The organism is Sphingomonas telluris, assembly GCF_022568775.1.
Taxonomy (GTDB): domain Bacteria; phylum Pseudomonadota; class Alphaproteobacteria; order Sphingomonadales; family Sphingomonadaceae; genus Sphingomicrobium; species Sphingomicrobium telluris.
This window is the reverse complement of sequence record NZ_JAKZHW010000001.1, coordinates 206,605-225,906: the sequence shown is the minus strand read 5'-3', so window position 1 is coordinate 225,906 and position 19,302 is coordinate 206,605. Positions and strand designations below refer to the sequence as shown.

At 64.2% G+C, this 19,302-nt stretch carries 18 protein-coding genes; 12 read left to right on the top strand and 6 right to left on the bottom strand.

The window, feature by feature from the left end:
- Positions 1-52: 52 nt before the first annotated feature.
- Positions 53-2,635: a TonB-dependent receptor gene (locus tag LZ016_RS01145; protein WP_241445243.1), complete on the bottom strand. Its 2,583-nt coding sequence runs from the start codon at positions 2,633-2,635 to the stop codon at positions 53-55.
- A 224-nt stretch (positions 2,636-2,859) separates the two neighbouring features.
- Entirely contained in the window at positions 2,860-3,537 is a 678-nt protein-coding gene (locus tag LZ016_RS01140; RefSeq protein ID WP_241445238.1) for a queuosine precursor transporter, read from the bottom strand.
- Positions 3,538-3,621: 84 nt separating this feature from the next.
- Between LZ016_RS01140 and LZ016_RS01135 the strand changes: the two genes are divergently transcribed.
- From LZ016_RS01135 to LZ016_RS01110, 6 genes are all read left to right on the top strand, one after another.
- On the top strand, positions 3,622-4,608 hold the full coding sequence (locus LZ016_RS01135; RefSeq protein ID WP_241445236.1) for an adenosine kinase: 987 nt from the start codon (positions 3,622-3,624) through the stop codon (positions 4,606-4,608).
- Positions 4,609-4,613: 5 nt separating this feature from the next.
- Positions 4,614-5,183: an LOG family protein gene (locus tag LZ016_RS01130; protein WP_241445228.1), complete on the top strand. Its 570-nt coding sequence runs from the start codon at positions 4,614-4,616 to the stop codon at positions 5,181-5,183.
- Between the two features lie 31 nt (positions 5,184-5,214).
- Complete coding sequence (locus tag LZ016_RS01125; RefSeq protein WP_241445226.1) at positions 5,215-6,459, top strand: NupC/NupG family nucleoside CNT transporter; 1,245 nt, start codon at positions 5,215-5,217, stop codon at positions 6,457-6,459.
- Between the two features lie 23 nt (positions 6,460-6,482).
- The gene (locus LZ016_RS01120) at positions 6,483-7,430 is read left to right on the top strand and encodes an isopenicillin N synthase family dioxygenase (protein WP_241445225.1); all 948 of its coding nucleotides are present in this window, start codon (positions 6,483-6,485) and stop codon (positions 7,428-7,430) included.
- A gap of 108 nt (positions 7,431-7,538) precedes the next feature.
- On the top strand, positions 7,539-8,018 hold the full coding sequence (locus LZ016_RS01115) for a D-Ala-D-Ala carboxypeptidase family metallohydrolase (protein WP_241445223.1): 480 nt from the start codon (positions 7,539-7,541) through the stop codon (positions 8,016-8,018).
- A gap of 87 nt (positions 8,019-8,105) precedes the next feature.
- Entirely contained in the window at positions 8,106-9,620 is a 1,515-nt protein-coding gene (locus LZ016_RS01110) for a beta-N-acetylhexosaminidase (RefSeq protein WP_241445221.1), read from the top strand.
- Here LZ016_RS01110 and LZ016_RS01105 read toward each other — a convergent pair.
- Both LZ016_RS01105 and LZ016_RS01100 read right to left on the bottom strand, forming a co-directional pair.
- A complete protein-coding gene (locus tag LZ016_RS01105) occupies positions 9,617-10,114 on the bottom strand; it encodes a hypothetical protein (RefSeq protein WP_241445219.1) in 498 nt (165 codons plus the stop codon). The two genes, LZ016_RS01110 and LZ016_RS01105, sit on opposite strands and share 4 nt — an antisense overlap.
- 70 nt (positions 10,115-10,184) lie before the next feature.
- Positions 10,185-10,628, bottom strand: coding sequence for a cytidine deaminase (locus LZ016_RS01100; protein WP_241445216.1), 444 nt, complete (start codon positions 10,626-10,628; stop codon positions 10,185-10,187).
- Between the two features lie 64 nt (positions 10,629-10,692).
- On the opposite strand from LZ016_RS01100, the gene LZ016_RS01095 reads away from it, so the two are divergent.
- Positions 10,693-11,538, top strand: a complete 846-nt coding sequence (locus LZ016_RS01095; RefSeq protein WP_241445214.1) for a S1/P1 nuclease — start codon at positions 10,693-10,695, stop codon at positions 11,536-11,538.
- Positions 11,538-13,226, top strand: coding sequence for a bifunctional metallophosphatase/5'-nucleotidase (locus tag LZ016_RS01090; RefSeq protein ID WP_241445212.1), 1,689 nt, complete (start codon positions 11,538-11,540; stop codon positions 13,224-13,226). The genes LZ016_RS01095 and LZ016_RS01090 overlap by 1 nt, the downstream gene beginning before the upstream one ends.
- On the opposite strand, the gene LZ016_RS01085 is transcribed toward LZ016_RS01090, so the two are convergent.
- Positions 13,223-14,674: an AMP nucleosidase gene (locus LZ016_RS01085; RefSeq protein ID WP_241445211.1), complete on the bottom strand. Its 1,452-nt coding sequence runs from the start codon at positions 14,672-14,674 to the stop codon at positions 13,223-13,225. The two genes, LZ016_RS01090 and LZ016_RS01085, sit on opposite strands and share 4 nt — an antisense overlap.
- 107 nt (positions 14,675-14,781) lie before the next feature.
- Between LZ016_RS01085 and LZ016_RS01080 the strand changes: the two genes are divergently transcribed.
- Complete coding sequence (locus tag LZ016_RS01080) at positions 14,782-15,720, top strand: glucosamine inositolphosphorylceramide transferase family protein (RefSeq protein WP_241445210.1); 939 nt, start codon at positions 14,782-14,784, stop codon at positions 15,718-15,720.
- Positions 15,717-16,694: a glycosyltransferase family 2 protein gene (locus tag LZ016_RS01075; RefSeq protein WP_241445209.1), complete on the top strand. Its 978-nt coding sequence runs from the start codon at positions 15,717-15,719 to the stop codon at positions 16,692-16,694. The genes LZ016_RS01080 and LZ016_RS01075 overlap by 4 nt, the downstream gene beginning before the upstream one ends.
- On the opposite strand, the gene LZ016_RS01070 is transcribed toward LZ016_RS01075, so the two are convergent.
- Positions 16,691-17,734 (bottom strand): mannose-1-phosphate guanylyltransferase, encoded by a 1,044-nt coding sequence (locus LZ016_RS01070; RefSeq protein ID WP_241445207.1) that lies wholly within the window; start codon positions 17,732-17,734, stop codon positions 16,691-16,693. The genes LZ016_RS01075 and LZ016_RS01070 overlap by 4 nt on opposite strands.
- A gap of 185 nt (positions 17,735-17,919) precedes the next feature.
- Here LZ016_RS01070 and LZ016_RS01065 point away from each other — a divergent pair, with 185 nt between their 5' ends.
- A complete protein-coding gene (locus LZ016_RS01065) occupies positions 17,920-18,579 on the top strand; it encodes a PEPxxWA-CTERM sorting domain-containing protein (protein WP_241445205.1) in 660 nt (219 codons plus the stop codon).
- A 22-nt stretch (positions 18,580-18,601) separates the two neighbouring features.
- Positions 18,602-19,225 carry a L,D-transpeptidase family protein gene (locus LZ016_RS01060; RefSeq protein WP_366512874.1) on the top strand — a complete coding sequence of 208 codons (624 nt, stop codon included), beginning with the start codon at positions 18,602-18,604 and terminating at the stop codon, positions 19,223-19,225.
- Positions 19,226-19,302 lie beyond the last annotated feature (77 nt).

The window sequence follows — 19,302 nt, the reverse complement described above, 5'->3', positions numbered from 1 at the left end:
CCCCACCCGAAGGTGAGGCGCCGCCCCTTTTTAACTCTCGAACGAAGCTCGCTTAGAAAGCGAGGCTCAGCGTTCCGGAGATCGTGCGAGGAGCGCCGATCTGGACGAACGCCGGGTTACCGTAGTTCGTGCCGCTGAAGGCCTGGTTGAGGCTGCCGCCGAACCCGCCGACGTAGAACTTGTCGAACAGGTTGTAGACGTTGAGCTGGAAGTAGCTGTTCTCCAGCCCCTTCAGCATGGTCAGCTTCATGCGGGCGTCGAGGTTCACCAGCGTGTAGGCCGGGGCCTTCGCCGGGAAGATCTCGACCACATCCGGCGAACCCAGCGCACCCGAGAAGGTCGGCAGGTTCGTGTCGAACACGTACCGCGGACCCGTCCGCTTCACGGTGGCACCCAGCTCGAAGATGCTGAATCGGCCAACCGCCGAACCGCCGAACGTGTACTTCGGCGAGCCGGATTCAAAGTTGCCGGCCGTCAGTGCGCAGCTGCGCAGGATGTCGGCGTCGGTGGCCGTGCTCGGAATGTTGTCGCAATCTGTGATGCCGCCGAAGGTGCCGATCTGGATGTTGTCCTTGATGTCGGACTGCTGCCACGAACCGAAGGCGTAGAGCGTCAGCTCGCGGATCGGTTCGTAAGCAACCGAGCCGTCGATGCCCCACTTGTCCACTCGGCCGAGGTTGCGGAATACGGTACGATCGAGTTCCGGATCGTAGGCCGAAGCCAGGCGATCGTTGAACTTGGTGAACCAGCCGGCGAGCTGCGCCTGGACCTTCGAGCTGCGATAGCGAACGCCGGCGTCGAAGGAATCCGTCGTTTCAGGATTCGGCTTCGCGCTGGCCGTATCGGCCGGGAAGAAGAAAGCGTTGTACAAATTGTCCGTGCTCGGGACCGAGATGTTCTTGGTATAGCTCGCGAAGGCCGAGATGGTGGGCGAGAAGTCGTAAACCACGCCGAGGCTCGGCAGCAGCTTGTTGTACTTCAACAGGCGCTTCTGCGGGCCCTGAACGGTCGGGAACTCCTCGGCATAGGCCTGCTCGAGTTGAGCATCGCCACCGAAGCAGTCCACGAAACCGTTCGCCGACGTGGTGAAGCAATAGTTCTCCAGATCGCGCTTGAAGTAGGGCAGGCTGGCACCGACGTTGACGCGCAGCGCGCCGAACTGACCGCGATATTCCGCCGCGAACTTGTTGAGGATCGCATAGGACTGGCGGTCGCGCTTCTGCACGACATTGCCGTTCGAATCCTCGATGGGGTCGTTGACCGGAAAGACGTCGACAGGCTCGCCGTTCGCCTTCAGGAACCCGACTTCGCCGGTCTGGCGATGGTTCGAATAATCATGGGTGTAGGTCACGCGGACGAGGTGATCAGGATTGATCTCGTAAGCGAGACCGGCAACGACCGCGTAGCGGCGCGTGCGGGTCTGGCTTGGCGCGAGCAGCGTCACGCCTTCGAAGCTGGAGCAGGCCGAACCCACAGGGCTGCAGGTGTCGATATCGTCACCGTCCCCGTTGAGGTCGTGGCCGAAGTAATACTGGCCGCCGATGAAGCCCGTGTACTCGATTCCGTCGATGATCCGCACGCCTTCACGGCCAGTGATCGTGCCACCGCCGTTTGCCTTGGTGTACTGATAGCTCGGGTCTACGGTCAGGGTGAGCTGGTCCGTAAGCGAGAACTTCGAATTTCCGCGGATGTTCACGCTGTTCGACGGGTTGTAGCGGCGGTCGAATTCGGTGCCGCAGGTGTTGGTCGAATCCACGATGCCGGCCTGCGGGACGTCGACCTGGCAAGGATAATTGATGTCGTACTCGCGCTCGTCATTGTTGTGCGGGAAGCGATTGCTCGATCCCGGGCCGACGACACGTGGCTGCCCGTTGGCCTGGGCCGTGTCCCAACGCAGCGGAAGCGAGCCGAAGAAATTGTTGCGGTCCTGGTTATAGCGGCCGGCGATCGAGACGAAGTCGCCGTTGCTGCCGATCGGCTGCCAGATCTTCGCATTGTACTGCTGACGATCGAGCTTGCCATAATTGTTGAAGGGGTTGTCGTACTTCGACGTGCTCGCGGCGACAAAGGCGCGAGTTCCCCACGGGGTGAAGACGCCGGTGTCGAACATCGCGAAGCCGCGGCGATAGTCGAACTGGCCGAGCGACAGGTTCATCAGGCCGCCCATCTTCTCCGACGGAGTGCGCGTGCGCTGGTTGATCGTTCCGCCGACGGCCGAAGCGGTCGGTGAATCGACGTCGGTCGAGCCGAGGTTGACGTTGACCTGCTCGATCAGTTCCGGATCGATCGAGAAGTTCGAGTAGATGTTGTAGTTGCCGCTGTCGTTCAGCTGGATGCCGTCGAGCGTGTAGCTCACGCGGGTCGAATCGAAGCCACGCATCGTCAGCGTGCCGCCGGCGTTGCCGTAGGCGTCGTTGTTCTGGAAGCTCACGCCCGGGACGATGTTGATCGTGTCGAGAACCGTTTGGCCCGGGCCGCTGCGGCTGATCATCTCCTGGGTGACGACGGCTTTTGCCTTCGGTGCGTCGGGCACCTGAATGCCGCCGACTTCCTTGGTGCGCTTGCCGGTAACGACAACCGCTTCCTTCTCAAACTCGACCGTACCCGTCGATTGGGCATAGGCAGCAGTAGGCATAATGCACGCCGCTGTCGTGCACAGCAGAACGACTTTTTTCACGCTTGGAACCCCGATGATGATTGTTTGGAAACTGACTCGAAGCGTTGCGCTTCGAGCGCGGCCCAGCCGCTAGGGGTCCATTAAGACAAGGAAGTGACAGCCGTAACCGGTTCCCAGTTTTAATATGGAACTGTTGTTTTCGAGCCACGGCTCGCTCGGAGCCGCCGCGCGAACTTGACGGATTACGCCGCCGTTTGGTCCAGTTTGCGCCCCAGCGCCACGAACAGATAGACTGCCGGCGGGACGAGGACGGCCGAAAGGACGACCTTCGCGAGCATCTGACCCAGCAGCAGTCCAGCGATGGGGAAGACCCCGTAAAATGCGACCGAGATGAAGATGAGCGTGTCGATGATCTGGCTCAGCACACTGGCGATCCCCGCCCGCAGCCAGAGCAGTTTCGCCCCTTCCCGCGCCTTCAGCCGGGTGAAGATCGTGACGTTGAGAAAGGTCGAAATGCCGTACGCTAGGATACCGCCGAGCCAGATGCGCGGCGTCCCACCCATGATCGTGTTGAAGGCGGCCAAGCGATCCGGAGCCATGTCCGGCGATGCAGGCACCGCCAGCACAAGGATGCTCAGGGCCAGCGAAACGAGCAGCGGCACGAAGCCGATCATGACAAGGCGATTTGCTGTCGTGCGACCATGAAGCTCGGCGACCGAGCTCGATGTCACGACCAGCAGAAGGAAGGCAAAGATGCCCGCCTCGACCGCCAGCGGTCCAAGCGCCACCTGCTTGTTGCCCAGCACTCCGGCGATGCAGACCATGCCACCGTAGAAGATCGAAAAGGCAAACAGGGAGGCGGGGATTGTGGGAACGGCAGACTGCGGCTCGCCCGCCGCGGCTTGAACTTCGGAGGTCATGGGCGCGATGGCCTAAAGGCTTTCGTCGCAGGCGCAAGCACTTGGCGTTGACCGCCGTCGCACCTCGCGGCTAGGCGCGCCGCCGTGACTTCTCCCCAACTCGATGTTGTGGCGATCGGTGATGCGATCGTGGACGTAATCGCGACCTGCGACGATTCCTTTCTGGATTCGCACGGGCTCGCGAAGGGCTCGATGCAGCTGCTCGATCCTCCGCAGGCCGATGCGCTTTACGGCGCGATGGATTCTGCGCGCGAGATCAGCGGAGGGTCCGCTGCAAACAGCATGGCGGGCGTTGCCGCGCTCGGTCTCGACGCCGCCTTCATCGGCCAGATCGCGGACGACCAGTTGGGCGACATCTTCTCGCACGACATGAAGGCGCTCGGCGTCCGCTTCGAGACGCCAGCGATTGCGGAAGGTCCACCAACCGGGCGCTGCCTGATCCTGGTGACGCCCGACGCGCAGCGGACGATGAACACCTGCCCCGGTGCGAGCCATGAGCTTACTCCGCAAGCGCTCGACGAGCGTCTGATCCAGTCCGCGGCAGTGATCTTTCTCGAAGGCTATCTGTGGGGCCCGGACCGCCCTCGGCACGCCATGCTTCGCGCAGCGCAAATCGCGCACGAAGCCGAGCGCACCGTCGCCTTCACTCTCTCCGAGAGCCTGTGCATCCCAGGCCGCAAGGAAGGCGTGCTGGGAATGATCGAAGGCGGAATGGTCGACATCCTTTTCGCCAATGAGGACGAGGCGAAGCTCCTCGCGAGCGCGGCCGATCTCGACGGAGCCATTGCCAGACTTGAGCCGCTGGTCAGCACTTTGATCGTCACGCGCGGACCTGCGGGAGCACTCGCCGTTGAACGCGATAGGCGCGTCGAAATCCCGGCCGTGCCGGTGGAGAAGGTGGTCGACACGACGGGAGCGGGAGACCTGTTCGCCGCAGGCTTCCTTGCCGCGCGCTGCCGGGCTCGAACCCTGGAACGTTGCCTCGAAGCGGGAGCACTCGCGGCCGCGGAAGTCATTTCACATTTCGGCGCGCGGCCCGAAAAGGACCTGCGGGAGATCGTGCGCCTGTGAACAATGTGAAGCGTCTTGCCGTCTATTGCGGGTCCGCGCCCGGAACGCATCCTGCGTTCGCGAATGCGACGCGGGCGACTGCTGCGGCCATGGTCAGCCGCGGCGTCGATCTCGTCTATGGCGGCGGCCGTCTTGGCCTCATGGGCCTTATCGCCGACAGCGTGCTCGCTGAGGGCGGCCACGTCTACGGCGTGATCCCGAAAGCTTTGGTCAATCTCGAGGTCGCGCACACCGGCGTTACGGAGCTCTACACGGTCGCCAACATGCATGAGCGCAAGGCGAAGATGACCGATCTCGCCGATGCCTTCATCGCGTTGCCGGGTGGAATCGGCACGCTCGACGAATTGTTCGAAGCCTGGAGCTGGAACGTGCTCGGCTATCACGCGAAGCCGTTCTGCCTGCTCAATGTCGGCGGCTTCTGGGACGGGCTGATCCAATTCATGGACCATGCCACCGAGAGCGGCTTCCTCTCGGAGTCCCGGCGCAAGCAATTGCTCGTCGCGACGACGCCGGAGGAAGCCCTGGAACTGCTGGACGAAGCGGCAGAGCGCGCTACGCAAGGCATGGTCTGGTAGCGCCAACTGCTTTTCGAGGGATGAGCCGCGAGTGAGTAACAAGTTGCTCGGCATTGCCGGGATCGTCGCAATTTTGGCCATCGCCTGGCTGCTCTCGACCAACCGCAAGGCCATTCGCCTGCGCGTCGTTGGCGCAGCCTTCGCACTTCAGGCCTTCATAGCCTGGCTGGTCCTGTGGACCAGTTGGGGCCGCGCCGGCATCCAGACGATTTCCGGCGGCGTGGCCAACCTCCTCGGCTATGCGAACAAGGGCACGGAATTCCTGTTCGGGCCCAGCGATCAGAATCCCCTCGCCCACACGTTCGCAATCGCCGCGCTGCCGGTGATCATCTTCTTCGCGAGCCTCGTTTCGATCCTCTACTATCTCGGCATCATGCAGCGCGTGGTCCGCTGGGTTGGCGGGGCGATCGGCTGGGTCACGGGCATCAGTCGCGTCGAGTCTTTGAGCGCTGCGGCGAACATTTTCGTCGGCCAGTCGGAATCGCCGCTGGTCGTGCGTCCCTATCTCGCGGCGCTTCCGCCGTCGCGACTGTTCACCGTCATGTGCGTCGGCATGGCGGGCGTGGCCGGCACCATCCTCGCCGCCTACGCGAGCCTGCTCGGCCAAAGCTACCTGCCCTACCTCCTCGCCGCGGCCTTCATGTCCGCTCCTGGCGGCATCCTGATGGCCAAGATCATCATGCCGGACGAACCGGGCGATACCGAAGCCGCCGAGGACGCGAACGTGGACGTCGCGGAAACCTTCGAGGAAGGCGTGAAGCCGGCAAACATCATCATGGCTGCGGCGCAAGGCGCACAGACCGGCGTGAAGCTGGCGGTCGCCGTCGGCGCCATGGTGCTCGCGTTCGTCGCGCTTGTCGCCCTCGCGAACGGCCTGCTCGGCGGGCTGGGCAACATGGTCGGCATCCCCGATCTCAGCTTCCAGCGGCTGGTCGGCTACCTGTTCCAGCCGATCATGTTTCTGATCGGAGTGCCGTGGAACGAGGCGAATGCGGCGGGCGGCCTGTTCGGCACGAAGCTCGTCCTCAATGAATTCGTAGCCTTCATCGACCTCGGTCAGATGGGCGGCGCTTTGTCCGACCGCAGCCGCGCCATCGTCACCTTCGCATTGTGCGGCTTCGCCAATTTCAGCTCGATCGCGATCCAGATGGCGGTGACGGGCGGCCTGGCGCCGAACCAGCGTCCCGTGATCGCCAGGCTCGGCATTCGCGCGCTTCTGGCGGGCTCGCTCGCCAACCTGATGAGCGCCGCCCTCGCGAGCTTGATGCTTCCCTAAACCGTTCTGCTATTAGGCAAATCATGGCTACGATTACCGCCGACCACATTGCGTCCGTGTCCCTGAAGGACGCCGAATCCCACACCGACGGATTCGCCCAGAAACTGGGCCTCAGCTTCGAGGATTACGGCTTCGCGATCATTGCGGACCACGGCATACCGGAAGAGCTGATCGACCGCGCCGAGGAAAAGGCCAAGGCCTTCTTCGCTCTCCCAGACGCGGTGAAGCGCAAGTATCTCCAGCCGGGCGGCGGCGGCGCGCGCGGCTACACGCCGTTCGGAATCGAGACCGCCAAGGGCGCCAAGGCGCACGACCTCAAGGAATTCTGGCACGTCGGCCGCGACCTTCCCGAAGGCCACAAGTTCCGCGCGCACCTGCCTGACAACGTCTGGCCGGAAGAGGTGCCGAGCTTCCGTGATACGTTCACCGAACTCTACGCGACCTTCGACCGCACGGGCCTCAAAGTGCTGCGCGCGATCGCTCGCTACCTGAAAATCGACGAGGACTATTTCGCGGACACGGTTCGAGACGGGAATTCCGTTCTCCGCCTGCTCCACTATCCGCCGCAGACCGAGCCGACCGGCCAGCACATCCGCGCCGGCGCGCACGAGGACATTAACACGATCACGCTTCTGCTGGGCGCCGAGGAAGCGGGCCTGGAGCTTTTGACGAAGGACGCACGCTGGATCCCCGTCGCGCCGAAGCCTGGCGAGCTGGTGATCAACATCGGCGACATGTTGCAGCGCCTGACGAATGGGCGGCTTCGCTCCACCTCGCATCGCGTCGTCAACCCGGAGCCGAAGCGCGCCAGCCACGCGCGCTATTCAATGCCCTTCTTCCTTCACTTCCGCTCGGATTTTTTGATCGAGCCGCTACCGGGCACGGTGCCCGCGGGCGAGCAACCGAAGTGGCCGCCAGTAACAGCGGACGACTATCTCCAGGAGCGCCTGCGGGAGATCAAGCTGGTTTGATTCTGCCGCGTTCGTCCCGTTTCGGGACGAGAGTTGCCGCAAAAGCATGGACTTACGGCGTCTGGAGAGTCATTGGCTCCGCTTCGCAGCAGAGCGGTGAGCGATCTTATGAGCCGGTACCCCGCTTGCGTTTGGATTCTTGCGGCAGTCGTGGCGGTGCCCGCTGCGGCTAAGACCGCACCCTCTGTCGTTCGCTCCGACGTCGCGAGCGCCGCTGCCGTGACCGCGAGCTACGGGGCGGTCACAAGCGTTTTCCGCACCCCGGCTCACAATCGCGAAGTTGGCGGCGTGCCCAACAGCTATCACCTGCAAGGCCGAGCAATCGACGTCGCCCGCCGCCCGGGCGTTACGCACGGCCAAGTCGCAGCGGCGCTTCAGCGTGCCGGCTTCAGGATGATCGAGTCTCTGGACGAAGGCGACCACAGCCACTTCGCATTTGCGGGGCCCGGCGATCTCGTTCGACAGATCGCGAGCGCTTCGCCTCCGGTACCGCCCGTTCCGGAGCCGCCCAAATACCCGCCAGTTGCAGCCGACAACCACGGCACGCTGCGCATCGATCTTCCCGCGGCCGAGGTCGGCGGCCGGTAGACTGCAAAATCGCCCGGGAGGGACGGTTCACACTTCCCTTGGGACGGCTCGCGTGGCAGCCGAGGTGCGTCTCAAGGGGAGTTGAGAATGAAGTTTCGGTCGGGCGCGTTGCTGCTCTTGTTTGCGTTATTGCCTCTGCAAATGGTCGAGGCCGCTCCAGCGCTCATACCGGCGCCCGTTTCGATGACTTCGAGCCAAGGCGAATTTCGCCTCGACGCTCAGACGGTGGTCAGCGGCAAGGGCGAGGCTGCCAAGGCTGCCGCATTCCTGGCGAAGTCGCTGGACATGAAGACCGGGCAACGTGGGTCCATCCAGCTGCGCATCGTCTCAAAGCGTGTCGTCCCCGGAACCGAGGCCTACCGGCTCAGCGTCACTGCTCGCGAAATCCGGATCGAAGCGTCCGATGCAGCCGGCCTCTTTTACGGGGCGCAGACGCTTCGCCAGCTCGTCACGAAGTCGGCGAGCGGTTCTCAAATGGTCGAGATTGTCGAGATCGAAGACGCTCCTCGCTTCAAGTGGCGCGGACTGCTGATCGACGTCGCGCGGCACTTCTTCGGCAAGGAACAACTGTTCCGCATCATCGACGAGATGGCCGCCTACAAGCTCAATGTCCTGAAGCTTCACCTCACGGACTATCAGGGTTGGCGGCTCGAGATTCCGTCCTATCCGAAGCTCACGGAAGTCGGCGCATTGGTCGATGGAAAGCCGCGCTTCTTCACGACGGCCGAGATGCGCGACATCGTGCAATATGCCGCCGACCGGCACATCATGGTCGTGCCCGAAATCGAAATGCCGGGCCATGCCGGAGCGGCCGCTCGCGCCTATCCCGAATATTTCGACGATGCGGGCGGCGCGTTCAATCCGGCCAATCCGAAGACCTACGATTTCGTCCGCGGGGTCCTTACCGAAGTGGCCCGCATCTTTCCCGCGCCTTACCTCCACTTCGGCGGCGATGAGGTAGACGACGCAACGTGGAAGAAGATGGCCGACGTGGATGGCCTGAAGGCCGAGAACGGCCTCAAGACCACCGACGACGTCGAGGCCTATTTCGGGCGAAAGGTCGTCGGGATCATCGAAAGTCTAGGCAAGCGCCCGATGGCCTGGGACGAGCAGGTCGACGCTCAAGCACCGAAAGGCGTCGTCATCCAGTGGTGGCGGCGCGATAAGCCCGAAGTCCTCGATGCCGCGATCAAGGGTGGATACCAGGTCGTGATGTCACCGGCCGACCAGCTGTACTTCGACTATCATCAGGGCGAGGGCGAGCCGGGCGCGCCGTGGGAAGGCAACAAGGGCGGGCCTCAGTCCATCGCCAAGATGCTCGCCTGGGAGCCCGTGCCGGACAGCCTGACGCCCGAACAATCCTCACAGGTCATCGGCATAGAGGCCGCCGTCTGGACGGAGTTCATCGAAAGCCAGCGCTACCTGCAGTTCATGACCTTCCCTCGCCTCCTCGCGCTTTCGGAGATCGCCTGGCGGCCGCGTGGTCCGCGCGACGACAAGGAGTTCGAGGCCAGGCTCGCGCCGCACATCGAGGCTCTACGCGCCCGCGGGATCAATGCCCGCCGAGGCGAGTGGGACGCCTACGAATTCATTACGAACTAGGCGGCCGTGACCTCGTAAGAGCGGGTCCAGGTGTTGCCGTCCTCGCTCTCTTCGAGCGTTCCGCCGTCCGTAGGCCAGCGTACGTAGAGCTTGCGGTCGCGATCGATGGCGTTCGTCGTCGTCTCATTGCGCGACAATTGCTCGTACTTGGTGACGATCTCGTCGTCGGTGCCGCCGGCGGTCGTCTCGACCCAGATGCCGTTCCGCCATTCGAGCGTGACGTCCTTGTTCTCCCAGGTCCCGGTATATTTGGTCGGGAGCTCGGCGGCGGCTGCCTGCTCGTCGACTGGAGCACTCGCGTCTTCGACCGGCTCCGTCGAAGCGGCCTGCTGCGCATCGGCAGGTTCCGCCGGTGCTGAAGGATTCAGTTGGTTGTAGGCGGCCTTCAGCCCCGCGAGCGCAATGACCACGGCGGTCAATCCGCCGATCCAGCCCGTAACGTTGTTGAGGATCTTCGGGCGTTCGCCCGTACCCGTGTTCGGGTCTTCTTCCATGGCCGCCCCCGCAGCTGTCGAAGACCGCAGGATGCCATGAAAGCCGGATCTCACCAAACGGCCGGCACCCTTAGCCTGCGTCCTCAAGATTCGCCGCTCCGAATCCGAATGGGATCAGTTCGCCGATCATGCGCCGTTCGACGCTGGAGCCCTCACCGTTCGAGCAGAGAATTTGCACGTCGCGACCGGAGAGTTGCGCCGCTTCGAGGATCGCCTGCCGGCACCCGCCGCATGGGGTACAGGTCAGATCGCCAGCGAGGTCGTCGCCATCGACACCGCCGCCGGCGACCGCGATCCGCGCGACCTTCGCGAGCCCGAACTTGTGTTGCGCCGCGGTCAACGCGCTCTGCTCGGCGCAGATGCCGAGCCGGTAACAGGCGTTCTCCATGTTCGCGCCGGTCACGACCTCGCCGTCGACGGATTCGATCGCGCAGCCGACGTGAAACCGGGAGTAAGGCGCATAGGCCTTCAGCGCCGCAGACCGCGCCAGGGCGACTAGTTCTTCCTCTGTCATGCTCTTGTCCTTAAGGCGCGGCACGGGGCATGCGCTAGTCACCGATTCTGCGAGATACTGCACGATGAAAGCCCGGTTGTTCCTTGCCGCCGCTGCGGGTGCGGTTGCGTTCTTCCCAAGCCCCGCGCTCGCCTGGGGCAAGACCGGCCACCGCGTCGTCGCGGCCATCGCGGACACACAGCTCAGCGGATTGGCTCGGGCATACATCCGCGAGATCCTGGGCGGCGCCGAAAGCCTCGACGAGGCTGCCAACTGGCCGGACGAGATGCGCTCGAACCCGGAGCCATTCTGGCAGAAGACATCGACGCCGTGGCACTATGTGACGCTGAACGGCATCATCTACGATCACGCGCCGCCCCAGGGCGACGCTCTGGAGGCCCTCAACCATTACACCGCGACCCTGCGCGATCCGAACGCGAGCCTGAGCGACAAGCAGACGGCGCTGCGCTTTATCGTTCACCTCGTCGGCGACCTTCATCAGCCGCTGCACGTCGGCAAGTGCTGCGACAAGGGCGGCAACGACGTGAAGGTGAAGTGGTTCGGCAAGGACACGAACCTGCACGCGGTCTGGGATTCGCAGATCGTCGACGAGGAGCAACTGAGCTTCACCGAGCTTGCCGCCAAGCTTGGGCGGCACACGAGCGACGCCGACGTGATCGCCTGGTGGGACGTCAACCCGCGCGACTGGATCAGCGAGAGCGGCGAGATCCGCGACGGCCTCTATCCGCCGGCGCCGCCGAAGGGTGCCAAGGGCACGAAGGGCGCGCCGGCCGTCCCGGAGCTGTCCTACGGCTACGTGTACAAGTTCACGCCCGTGATGGAGCGCCGCCTCCAGCAGGCCGGGGTGCGCCTTGCCGCCTACCTCAACGAAATTTACGCTAAGCCGCTGGCCACCGAGCCTCCTCGCTGATGTTCCGCCAGTCCGTCGCCGCGCTTGCGGCGCTGCTCCTGTCCGCTTGCGCCACGCAGATCCCGGCGCCGGCTCCGGCTCCGGCTCCGGCTCAGCCGATCGAAGTGCAGATCCTCGCCTTCAACGACTTCCACGGAAACCTCGAGTCGCCCGCGCCCGTCGAAGTCACGGACGCGGACGGGACGAAGCGGAAGATCCAGACCGGCGGCGTGGCGCATCTTGCGGCCGCACTCACCGAGCTTCGACAGGGCCATCCCAACACGGTCACCGTCTCCGCGGGCGACACGATCGGCGCTTCGCCGCTGATTTCGGCCAATTATCTCGACGAGCCGACGATCGCCGCGATGAACCTGCTCGGGCTGCAGTTCAATTCGGTCGGCAATCACGAATTCGACCGCGGCACCGGCGAGCTGAAGCGGATGCAAACCGGCGGATGCACGAAGTTCACCCGCCGCACGCCCTGCGCAGTCGAGCCGTTCGCGGGCGCGCGCTTCCGCTACCTCGCCGCCAACGCGGTGCAGGGGGACGGCACGACCATCTTTCCGGCGACGGGCATCAAGAAGTTCGGACCGATCACCATCGGCTTCATCGGGATGACCCTGAAGGACACCGGGCATCTGGTGACGCCGTCGGGCGTCAAGGGAATGAGCTTCGCCGACGAAGCCGAAACGGCCAACGCGCTGGTCCCGAGGCTGAAGGCCCAAGGCGCGGACGCGGTGGTCCTGCTCATCCATCAGGGCGGCCGGCTGTCGCAGTTCACAGCTGGCAACGACTGCAATGGACTCTACGGCGACATCCTGAAGATCCTGCCGAGGCTCGATCCGGCGATCACGACGGTAGTCTCGGGCCACACGCACTGGGCCTATGTCTGCAACGGCACCGCGGAAACGGGCGCGGGCCGCCTGATGACGAGCGCCGGGAAGAACGGATATTTCGTCACCGACCTTCGGCTGCGCTTCGATCCCGCAACCCACAAACTGATCAGGCAGGATGCCGCCAACGTCGTGGTCGGCAACGGCGAGCATGGCACCGACGCGGCCGAGCAGACGCTGGTGTTGCGCTATGCTGCTGCGGTCGCACCCATCGCGTCGAGAGTCATCGGACGGTTGGCCGAAAAGGCGAGCACGGACGCCGACGACGGGGAGAGCGCGGCTGCGGACCTGATCGCCGACTCCATGCTCGCCGCAACCCGTGCGTCGGGCGAAGGCGCCGCGCAGATCGCGCTCGTGAACGCGACCGGCGTTCGCGTGCCGCTCCCCGCCGGCGATGTCCTCTACAAGGACGCTTTCTCGATGATGCCGTTCGGGAACAATCTGCTGGTGATGACCTTGACCGGCGGGCAACTGAAGGCGGCGCTCGAGCAGCAATATGCGGCGCCTCTCCGCACCGGAAAGACGAAGCCCGCAGCGCTCGCGCCGTCGGAAGGGTTCAATTACGCGGTGGACATGTCGAAGCCGGAGAGCTCTCGCGTTTTCGACATGAGGCTGAACGGCAAACCGATCCGTCCGGACGCCCACTACCGGGTCGTCGTGAACAACTACGTCGCTTCGGGCGGCGATGGTCTGAGCGCCTTCACTCAAGGCACGGGCGTTACCGACAAGGGTATCATCGACCTCGACGCACTCGTCGCCTGGATCGCGCCCGGTCGGACGCCGCCGAAGCCGGACCGGATTCGCTTCGTCCCCTAGCGGAGCGGCGGCTCGTCGAAGCTACGCAACTTCCGCGAGTGCAGTCCTTCGCCTTCCTGGCGCAGGAGCCCGAGCGTCTCGATACCGATCCGGAGGTGCTGGCCGATCGACGTTTCGTAGAAGTCGTTGGCCTGTCCGGGCAGCTTGAGCTCGCCGTGGATCGGCTTGTCCGACACGCATAGCAAAGTCCCGTAAGGCACGCGGAACCGGAAGCCCTGCGCGGCAACAGTAGCGGATTCCATATCGATCGCGACCGCCCGGCTCTGGTTGAAGCGCTTCGCCGATTGCGTGAAGCGAAGCTCCCAGTTGCGGTCGTCGGTGGTCACAACCGTGCCCGTGCGAAGGCGCGTCTTCACGCTGTCCTCGTCGCCGCCGGTGACAGTGACCGCCGCTTCGAACAGCGCTCGCTGCACCTCGGCAATCGCTGGAAGAGGGATCTCCACCGGAAGCACGTCGTCGAGAACGTGATCGTCGCGCAGATAGGCGTGGGCGAGGACATAGTCGCCGATGCGCTGGGTCGGCCGGAGCCCGCCGCAGTGGCCGATCATCAGCCACACCTCGGGCCGCAGCACCGCAATATGATCGCAAATCGTCTTCGCGTTCGACGGCCCGACGCCGATGTTCACGAGAGTGATTCCCGCGCGCCCTTCAGCGATCAGATGGTAGGCGGGCATCTGGTGCCGCCGCCACGTGCCCGCAGCGATTTGCGCCTCCGCGTCGGCGAGTTGGCTGCGCTCGTAATAGCCGCCCGGAACGGAAAGCGCTGTGTAGGGACTTTCCTCCGCGCGTATCGCATCGATCGCGAAACGAACGAACTCGTCGACGTAGCGGACGTAGTTCGTGAAGAGCACGAAGTGCTGGAAATGCTCGGCGTCGGTGCCGGTGTAGTGCCGTAGCCGCGCCAGGCTGAAATCGGTGCGCGGCCCGTCGAACAATGCCAACGGACGAGCATCGTGGCTCGAATAATCCCAGACGCCGTCAGCAATCTCGTCGCCGATGTGCGCCAGCTCGTTGGATGGAAACGCTCGCGACAGCTCGGCGGCGGTGATGTCGGCGAGGTTGATGCCACTGCCGTCAAGTACATAGGCGTACGGTATCTCACTGCGGCTTCGGCCGACCGAGATCTCGACCGAATAATCGGCGACGAGATGCTCGAGTTGCGACGCGAGATAGTCCCTGAACATCTTAGGGCGGGCGACGCTGCAGGCGTAGTTTCCGCGCTGGGTAAGGCGCGCGAAGGCCCGCGTGGGATGCGCGGCGGCCCGCTCGCCATTGTAGCTGACGCGAAGCTCCGGATAGGCGAAGCATCCCGCCTGCCGCTCGGCAACGTCCGGCACCGTCCGCCCATGGACATATTCGGTCAGCGCCTCGCGAAGGTTCGCGACGGAGCGGTCGTAGATCGTGCAGAGTGCTTCGACGATCGCTGGAATGTCAGATGGTTTGGTCACGCGAGCGTCGTTGGAACGGCCCCGCGACAGAGGCAAGGGTGTTCAGCGGCGGGACGCCTTGCGTGCACGGCTTGAGCCGCAGAGCGCCGCATGCAAGCAGGGCGAGAATGGATGCGGCTATCCCGAAACCTGCGCGGCGAAGCGCCTCGGCTTGGCTGGCCGCGCAATGGGGATCGCTCTTCCGGCATCAGCAGTGGACGCTGGGCCTGATCCGCATGCCGGTCGCGGAAGTGTTCGAATGGGCGCTAGCGGGTCAGCCCCTGCCCCTGATCGAGTGGATGCCGGAACGTTCGGGACGCTTCCTCGCAGATCCTATGGCGATCGTGAACGGCGACAGCATCCTGGTGCTGGCGGAGGAGTTCGACTGGGCGACGGGGCTTGGTCATATTTCTGAAATCCACGGCTTCGGCTTACCCGGCGCGAGATCGGATGCGGCCATCCGCAGCCCGCATCACCTATCTTACCCGTACCTCGTCCGCGAAGGCGGCCACCTGTACTGCATCCCAGAATGTGGTGAGAGCGGGCGCGTCACCCTCTACCGCCGAGAAGACGGCCGGTGGGTCGAGCACAAGGTGCTGATCGACGATTTCTCGGCCTTGGATTCGACCGTCTTCCAGCACGAAGGCCGCTGGTGGCTCTTCTGCACGAACGCGGAGAATGGTCCGAACGAGATCCTCCACGCCTGGTATGCGGACGACCTGTTCGGCGCTTGGACGCCGCACGCGGCCAACCCAATCAAACGCGACATCGCCAGTGCTCGGCCGGCGGGTCCGCCGTTCGTCCATGACGGTCATTTGATTCGACCCGCGCAGGACTGCTCAAAGCACTACGGGGGGTCGCTCGTGTTCAACCGTATCGTGAAGCTTTCGCCGGAGGAGTTCGAGGAGGAGCGCGTCGCCGTTCTCGCACCCGATCCCCGTGGCCCCTACCCCGCCGGCCTCCACACCATTTGCGGCGCGGGCGACTGGACCATCGTCGACGGCGCCCGTTACGCCGCGATCCCAGCGGAAACGAAGCGGGCACTTGCGCGGAAGTTCGTCCGATGACCGACTTCGGCGTCGTTCTGATCGGGCGGAACGAGGGCGAGCGCCTTCTTCGATGCCTCGAATCCGTTCTCAAGCTGACGAACCGCGTCGCCTACGCGGACTCGGCGTCCAGCGACGGCAGCGTCGAATTGGCGCGATCGATGGGGGTCACGGTCGTCGAGCTGGACGCCTCGAAGCCGCTGAACGCAGCGCGCGGCCGCAACGCCGGCTTCGAAGCCCTCCTGGACGCGCATCCCGATTGCCGCTTCGTTCAGTTTCTCGACGGCGATTGCCGCTTGGTCGAAAGCTGGCCGGCAGCCGCCATCGACTTCCTGCAGGCACACGAGAAGGTCGCGGTCGTTTGCGGCCGCCGCTTCGAAGCCTATCCTGACGCCTCCTTCTACAATCGCCTCGCCGACGAGGAATGGAATACGCCGGTGGGCCGCGCCGACGCATGCGGCGGCGATGCGATGATGCGGGTCGAGGCCGTTCGCGAAGTCGGCGGCTACGACGGCGACCTCATGGCTTGCGAGGAGGCCGAGATGACCGCCCGCATGCGCGAGCGGGGCTGGCAGATCTGGCGCATCGACGCCGACATGAGCGAGCATGACGCCGCCATCTTCCAGTTCGGCCAATGGTGGCGGCGGACGCAGCGGTCAGGCTTCGGGTACGCACAGTCCTACCGGCGGACGCAGGCGCTTTCGAAGCCGGTTTACGGAGCAAACCTCAAGAGCCTCTTCGTCTGGATGGTCGCGATACCGCTGGCGATCATTGCCTTCGCCGTCCTGCTTGGCCGTCCCACGATCCTGCTCGCCCTGCCGCTGGTCTATGTGCTGCAGGTGTTCCGGATCGCCAGACGCCGTCCCAGCCTGACGGCCTACGGACTAAGGGCGAGCGCGATGACCATGATCGCCAAGGTACCGGAGCTGATCGGAGCGCTTCAGTATTTCCTGAAGCCGCGCCCGCGTCACGCGATCGAATACAAGGGCAACTAGCCCTTCTTCGCGAGCTTCTCGGCAAGCGCGGCTGCCTCACGAACCCGCTGCGCGTCGGATCGCGGTACTACCAGCACGTGATCCGGCGTCGCGACGATGACCAGGTCCTCGACACCGATCGCCACGACCGTCGGACCGCTCGAGCGGATCAGGCAGTTGCGGGAGTCGATCGCGTGCCCGTTCTCCGCGACGTTTCCATCCACGTCCTTCGGCGAAAGCTCGTGCACCGCGGCCCAGCTTCCGACGTCCGACCATTGCATGTCTAACGGGACCACCGCGATGCGATGCGAATGCTCCATGACCGCATAGTCGATGGAGTTGGACGGTGACCGCTTAAGCGCTTCGGGGTCGGGACGAACGCGGTTTTCAATCGAACTTGCGCCCGCGATGGAGGCCCTCGTCGCCTCATGGATCGCCGGAGCATATTGGCGAAGTTCGTCCAAGAACGCCCCAGCCTTGAACTGGAACATTCCGGAGTTCCAGAAGGCCTCTCCGGATCGAAGCAATTCCTCAGCTCGCGCTTTTTGCGGCTTCTCGACGAACTCCCGAACCTCGTGGACGCTTGCCTCGAACGTGGGGCCAACCGTGATGTAACCGAAGCCGGTCTCCGCATGCGTCGGTTTGATCCCGAAGGTCACGAGGCGCCCAGCCTCCGCAGCCGGAAGCGCGCTGGCGACGGCGTCAAACAGAGGCTTCGGATCGCTGATCAGATGGTCGCTCGGCAGGATCAGCAGGACATCCTCCGGATCCGAAAGGTGCGCCGCGAGAGCGATGGCAGCAGCCGATCCGCGCGGGTGCGTTTCCAGGATCAGGCGGCACTCCGGCCCCTCCGAACCATTGAGCTCTTCCTGTGTCTCCGAGCAGACTAGGATCGGCTGCAGGAACCGGGTGGAATCCCCTACCCGCTCGATCGTCTGGCGAAGGAGCGTCCCTGAGCCGAAGGGCTCAAGAAGGTGTTTCGGCCTCGTGGGTGTGGATTCCGGCCACAGTCGGGTGCCCGCGCCGCCTGCGAGAATGACCGGTCGGACGCGCCTTCCCATGGCGCCGCTTATAGACCGACCATTATTGCCCAAGCCACATAGCTAAGTGTTGTTTTCAGAACACGCTCATTTTGGCACAGATTCAATTCTTTGGTTGCGCAGGAACCTTAATTTTGAGTTAATGGTTTCTATGGAGTCGTGTGGTTCGGCGTGAGGCGGGCAGGCTCGTGTTTTCAGGGATCTGCATGACTGGGTGGGGGCCTCAATACAAGGGCAGCAATAGTCGCTCATCGAGCGGCCGTGCGCGTCGCGCGCGCCGCAAAGCGATCAAGCGGCAGCAGCGGATCGCGCTTGGCGCCGTCGGCGCTTTCGCGTTCCTGGCCGCCGCGCCGTTAACCATCGCTGCTTACCTTGGCACCGATCCGCTCGTCGCGGGCTTGGATAACGCCAAGAGCTTTCTGGCAATGATGAGCGAGCGGTCGCCGGGCGGCCGCACCTCGGCCGAACTGGTTACCAAGCACAAGCGTGCGGCGGCCGCACCGACCGAGCATGCGCTCGGCAAGATTCACAGTCCGGCTCCTCCGCCGTTCGCGTCGCCGATCGCGGCAGTCCCGCCGTCGATCGCCGAACTTCCGCCGTTCGAGACGGCACTTGCGAACAGCCCGCCGCTGTTCATGGCGCCGCCTCCACCGGGTGGTGGCGGCGGTGTAATCGTTCCGCCCGCTGCTCCGCCAGGCGGCGGTGGCGGCGGCTGTTGCGGCGGCACCGACACTCCGAAACCTCCCCCTCCCCCGCCTCCCGCAGTCCCCGAGCCGGGTACGTGGGCAACGATGCTGCTGGGCTTCGGAATGGTCGGCTTGCTCATGCGTCGGCGCTGTCCGACCCGGACGCATAGCTGGGCCTGATCCCGTGAAGCGGGGGGTAATAGTGCTGCTGGCGATCGCCAGCCTCGCCACGGCTGGGGCCGCCGCGTTCACGACCGGACTGACTTACCGCGATACGCCGCGCCCCGCGCGAATGTCCGAACCGGATTCGCAGTGGAGCGACAAGGAGCGCACCTTCATTGGCGAGGCCCAGCTGCTGCAGGCCCGCGCTCAGGGCGACCTCGACCGAGACGTCAAGTCGATCCTCAACGTTAACAAGCGCATGGAATATGGCGATTTCGTCTGGAACGATCGCAAAGTTCCGAAGGGACCCGTTTGGGTGCGCGTCGACCTCGACCGTCAATTGATCTCCGTCTTCCGTGACGGCCACGAAATCGGCACCGCAGTCATTCTCTATGGCGCCGACGAGAAAGAAACGCCGGCCGGCGTCTTCCCCGTCCTTGCGAGGATTAAGGACCACGAATCCAGCATCTACGATGCGAAGATGCCCTACACGCTGCGGCTGACCGGAGACGGCGTCTCCATTCACGCCAGCGACGTTCGCTGGGGCCGGGCGACGCACGGTTGCATCGGCGTGCCGCCGGCGTTCGCAGCGAAACTGTTCGATCAGGTGTCCAAGGGCGACCAGGTCGTCATCCTCTCGGATCAAGCCCAGCGGCGTTCCTAGGCGAAATTCCACCGCAAAAATGCGGAATCACCGCGATTGCCGACCCACTCGTAAACTCTTTGGTGACCATCCTCGGG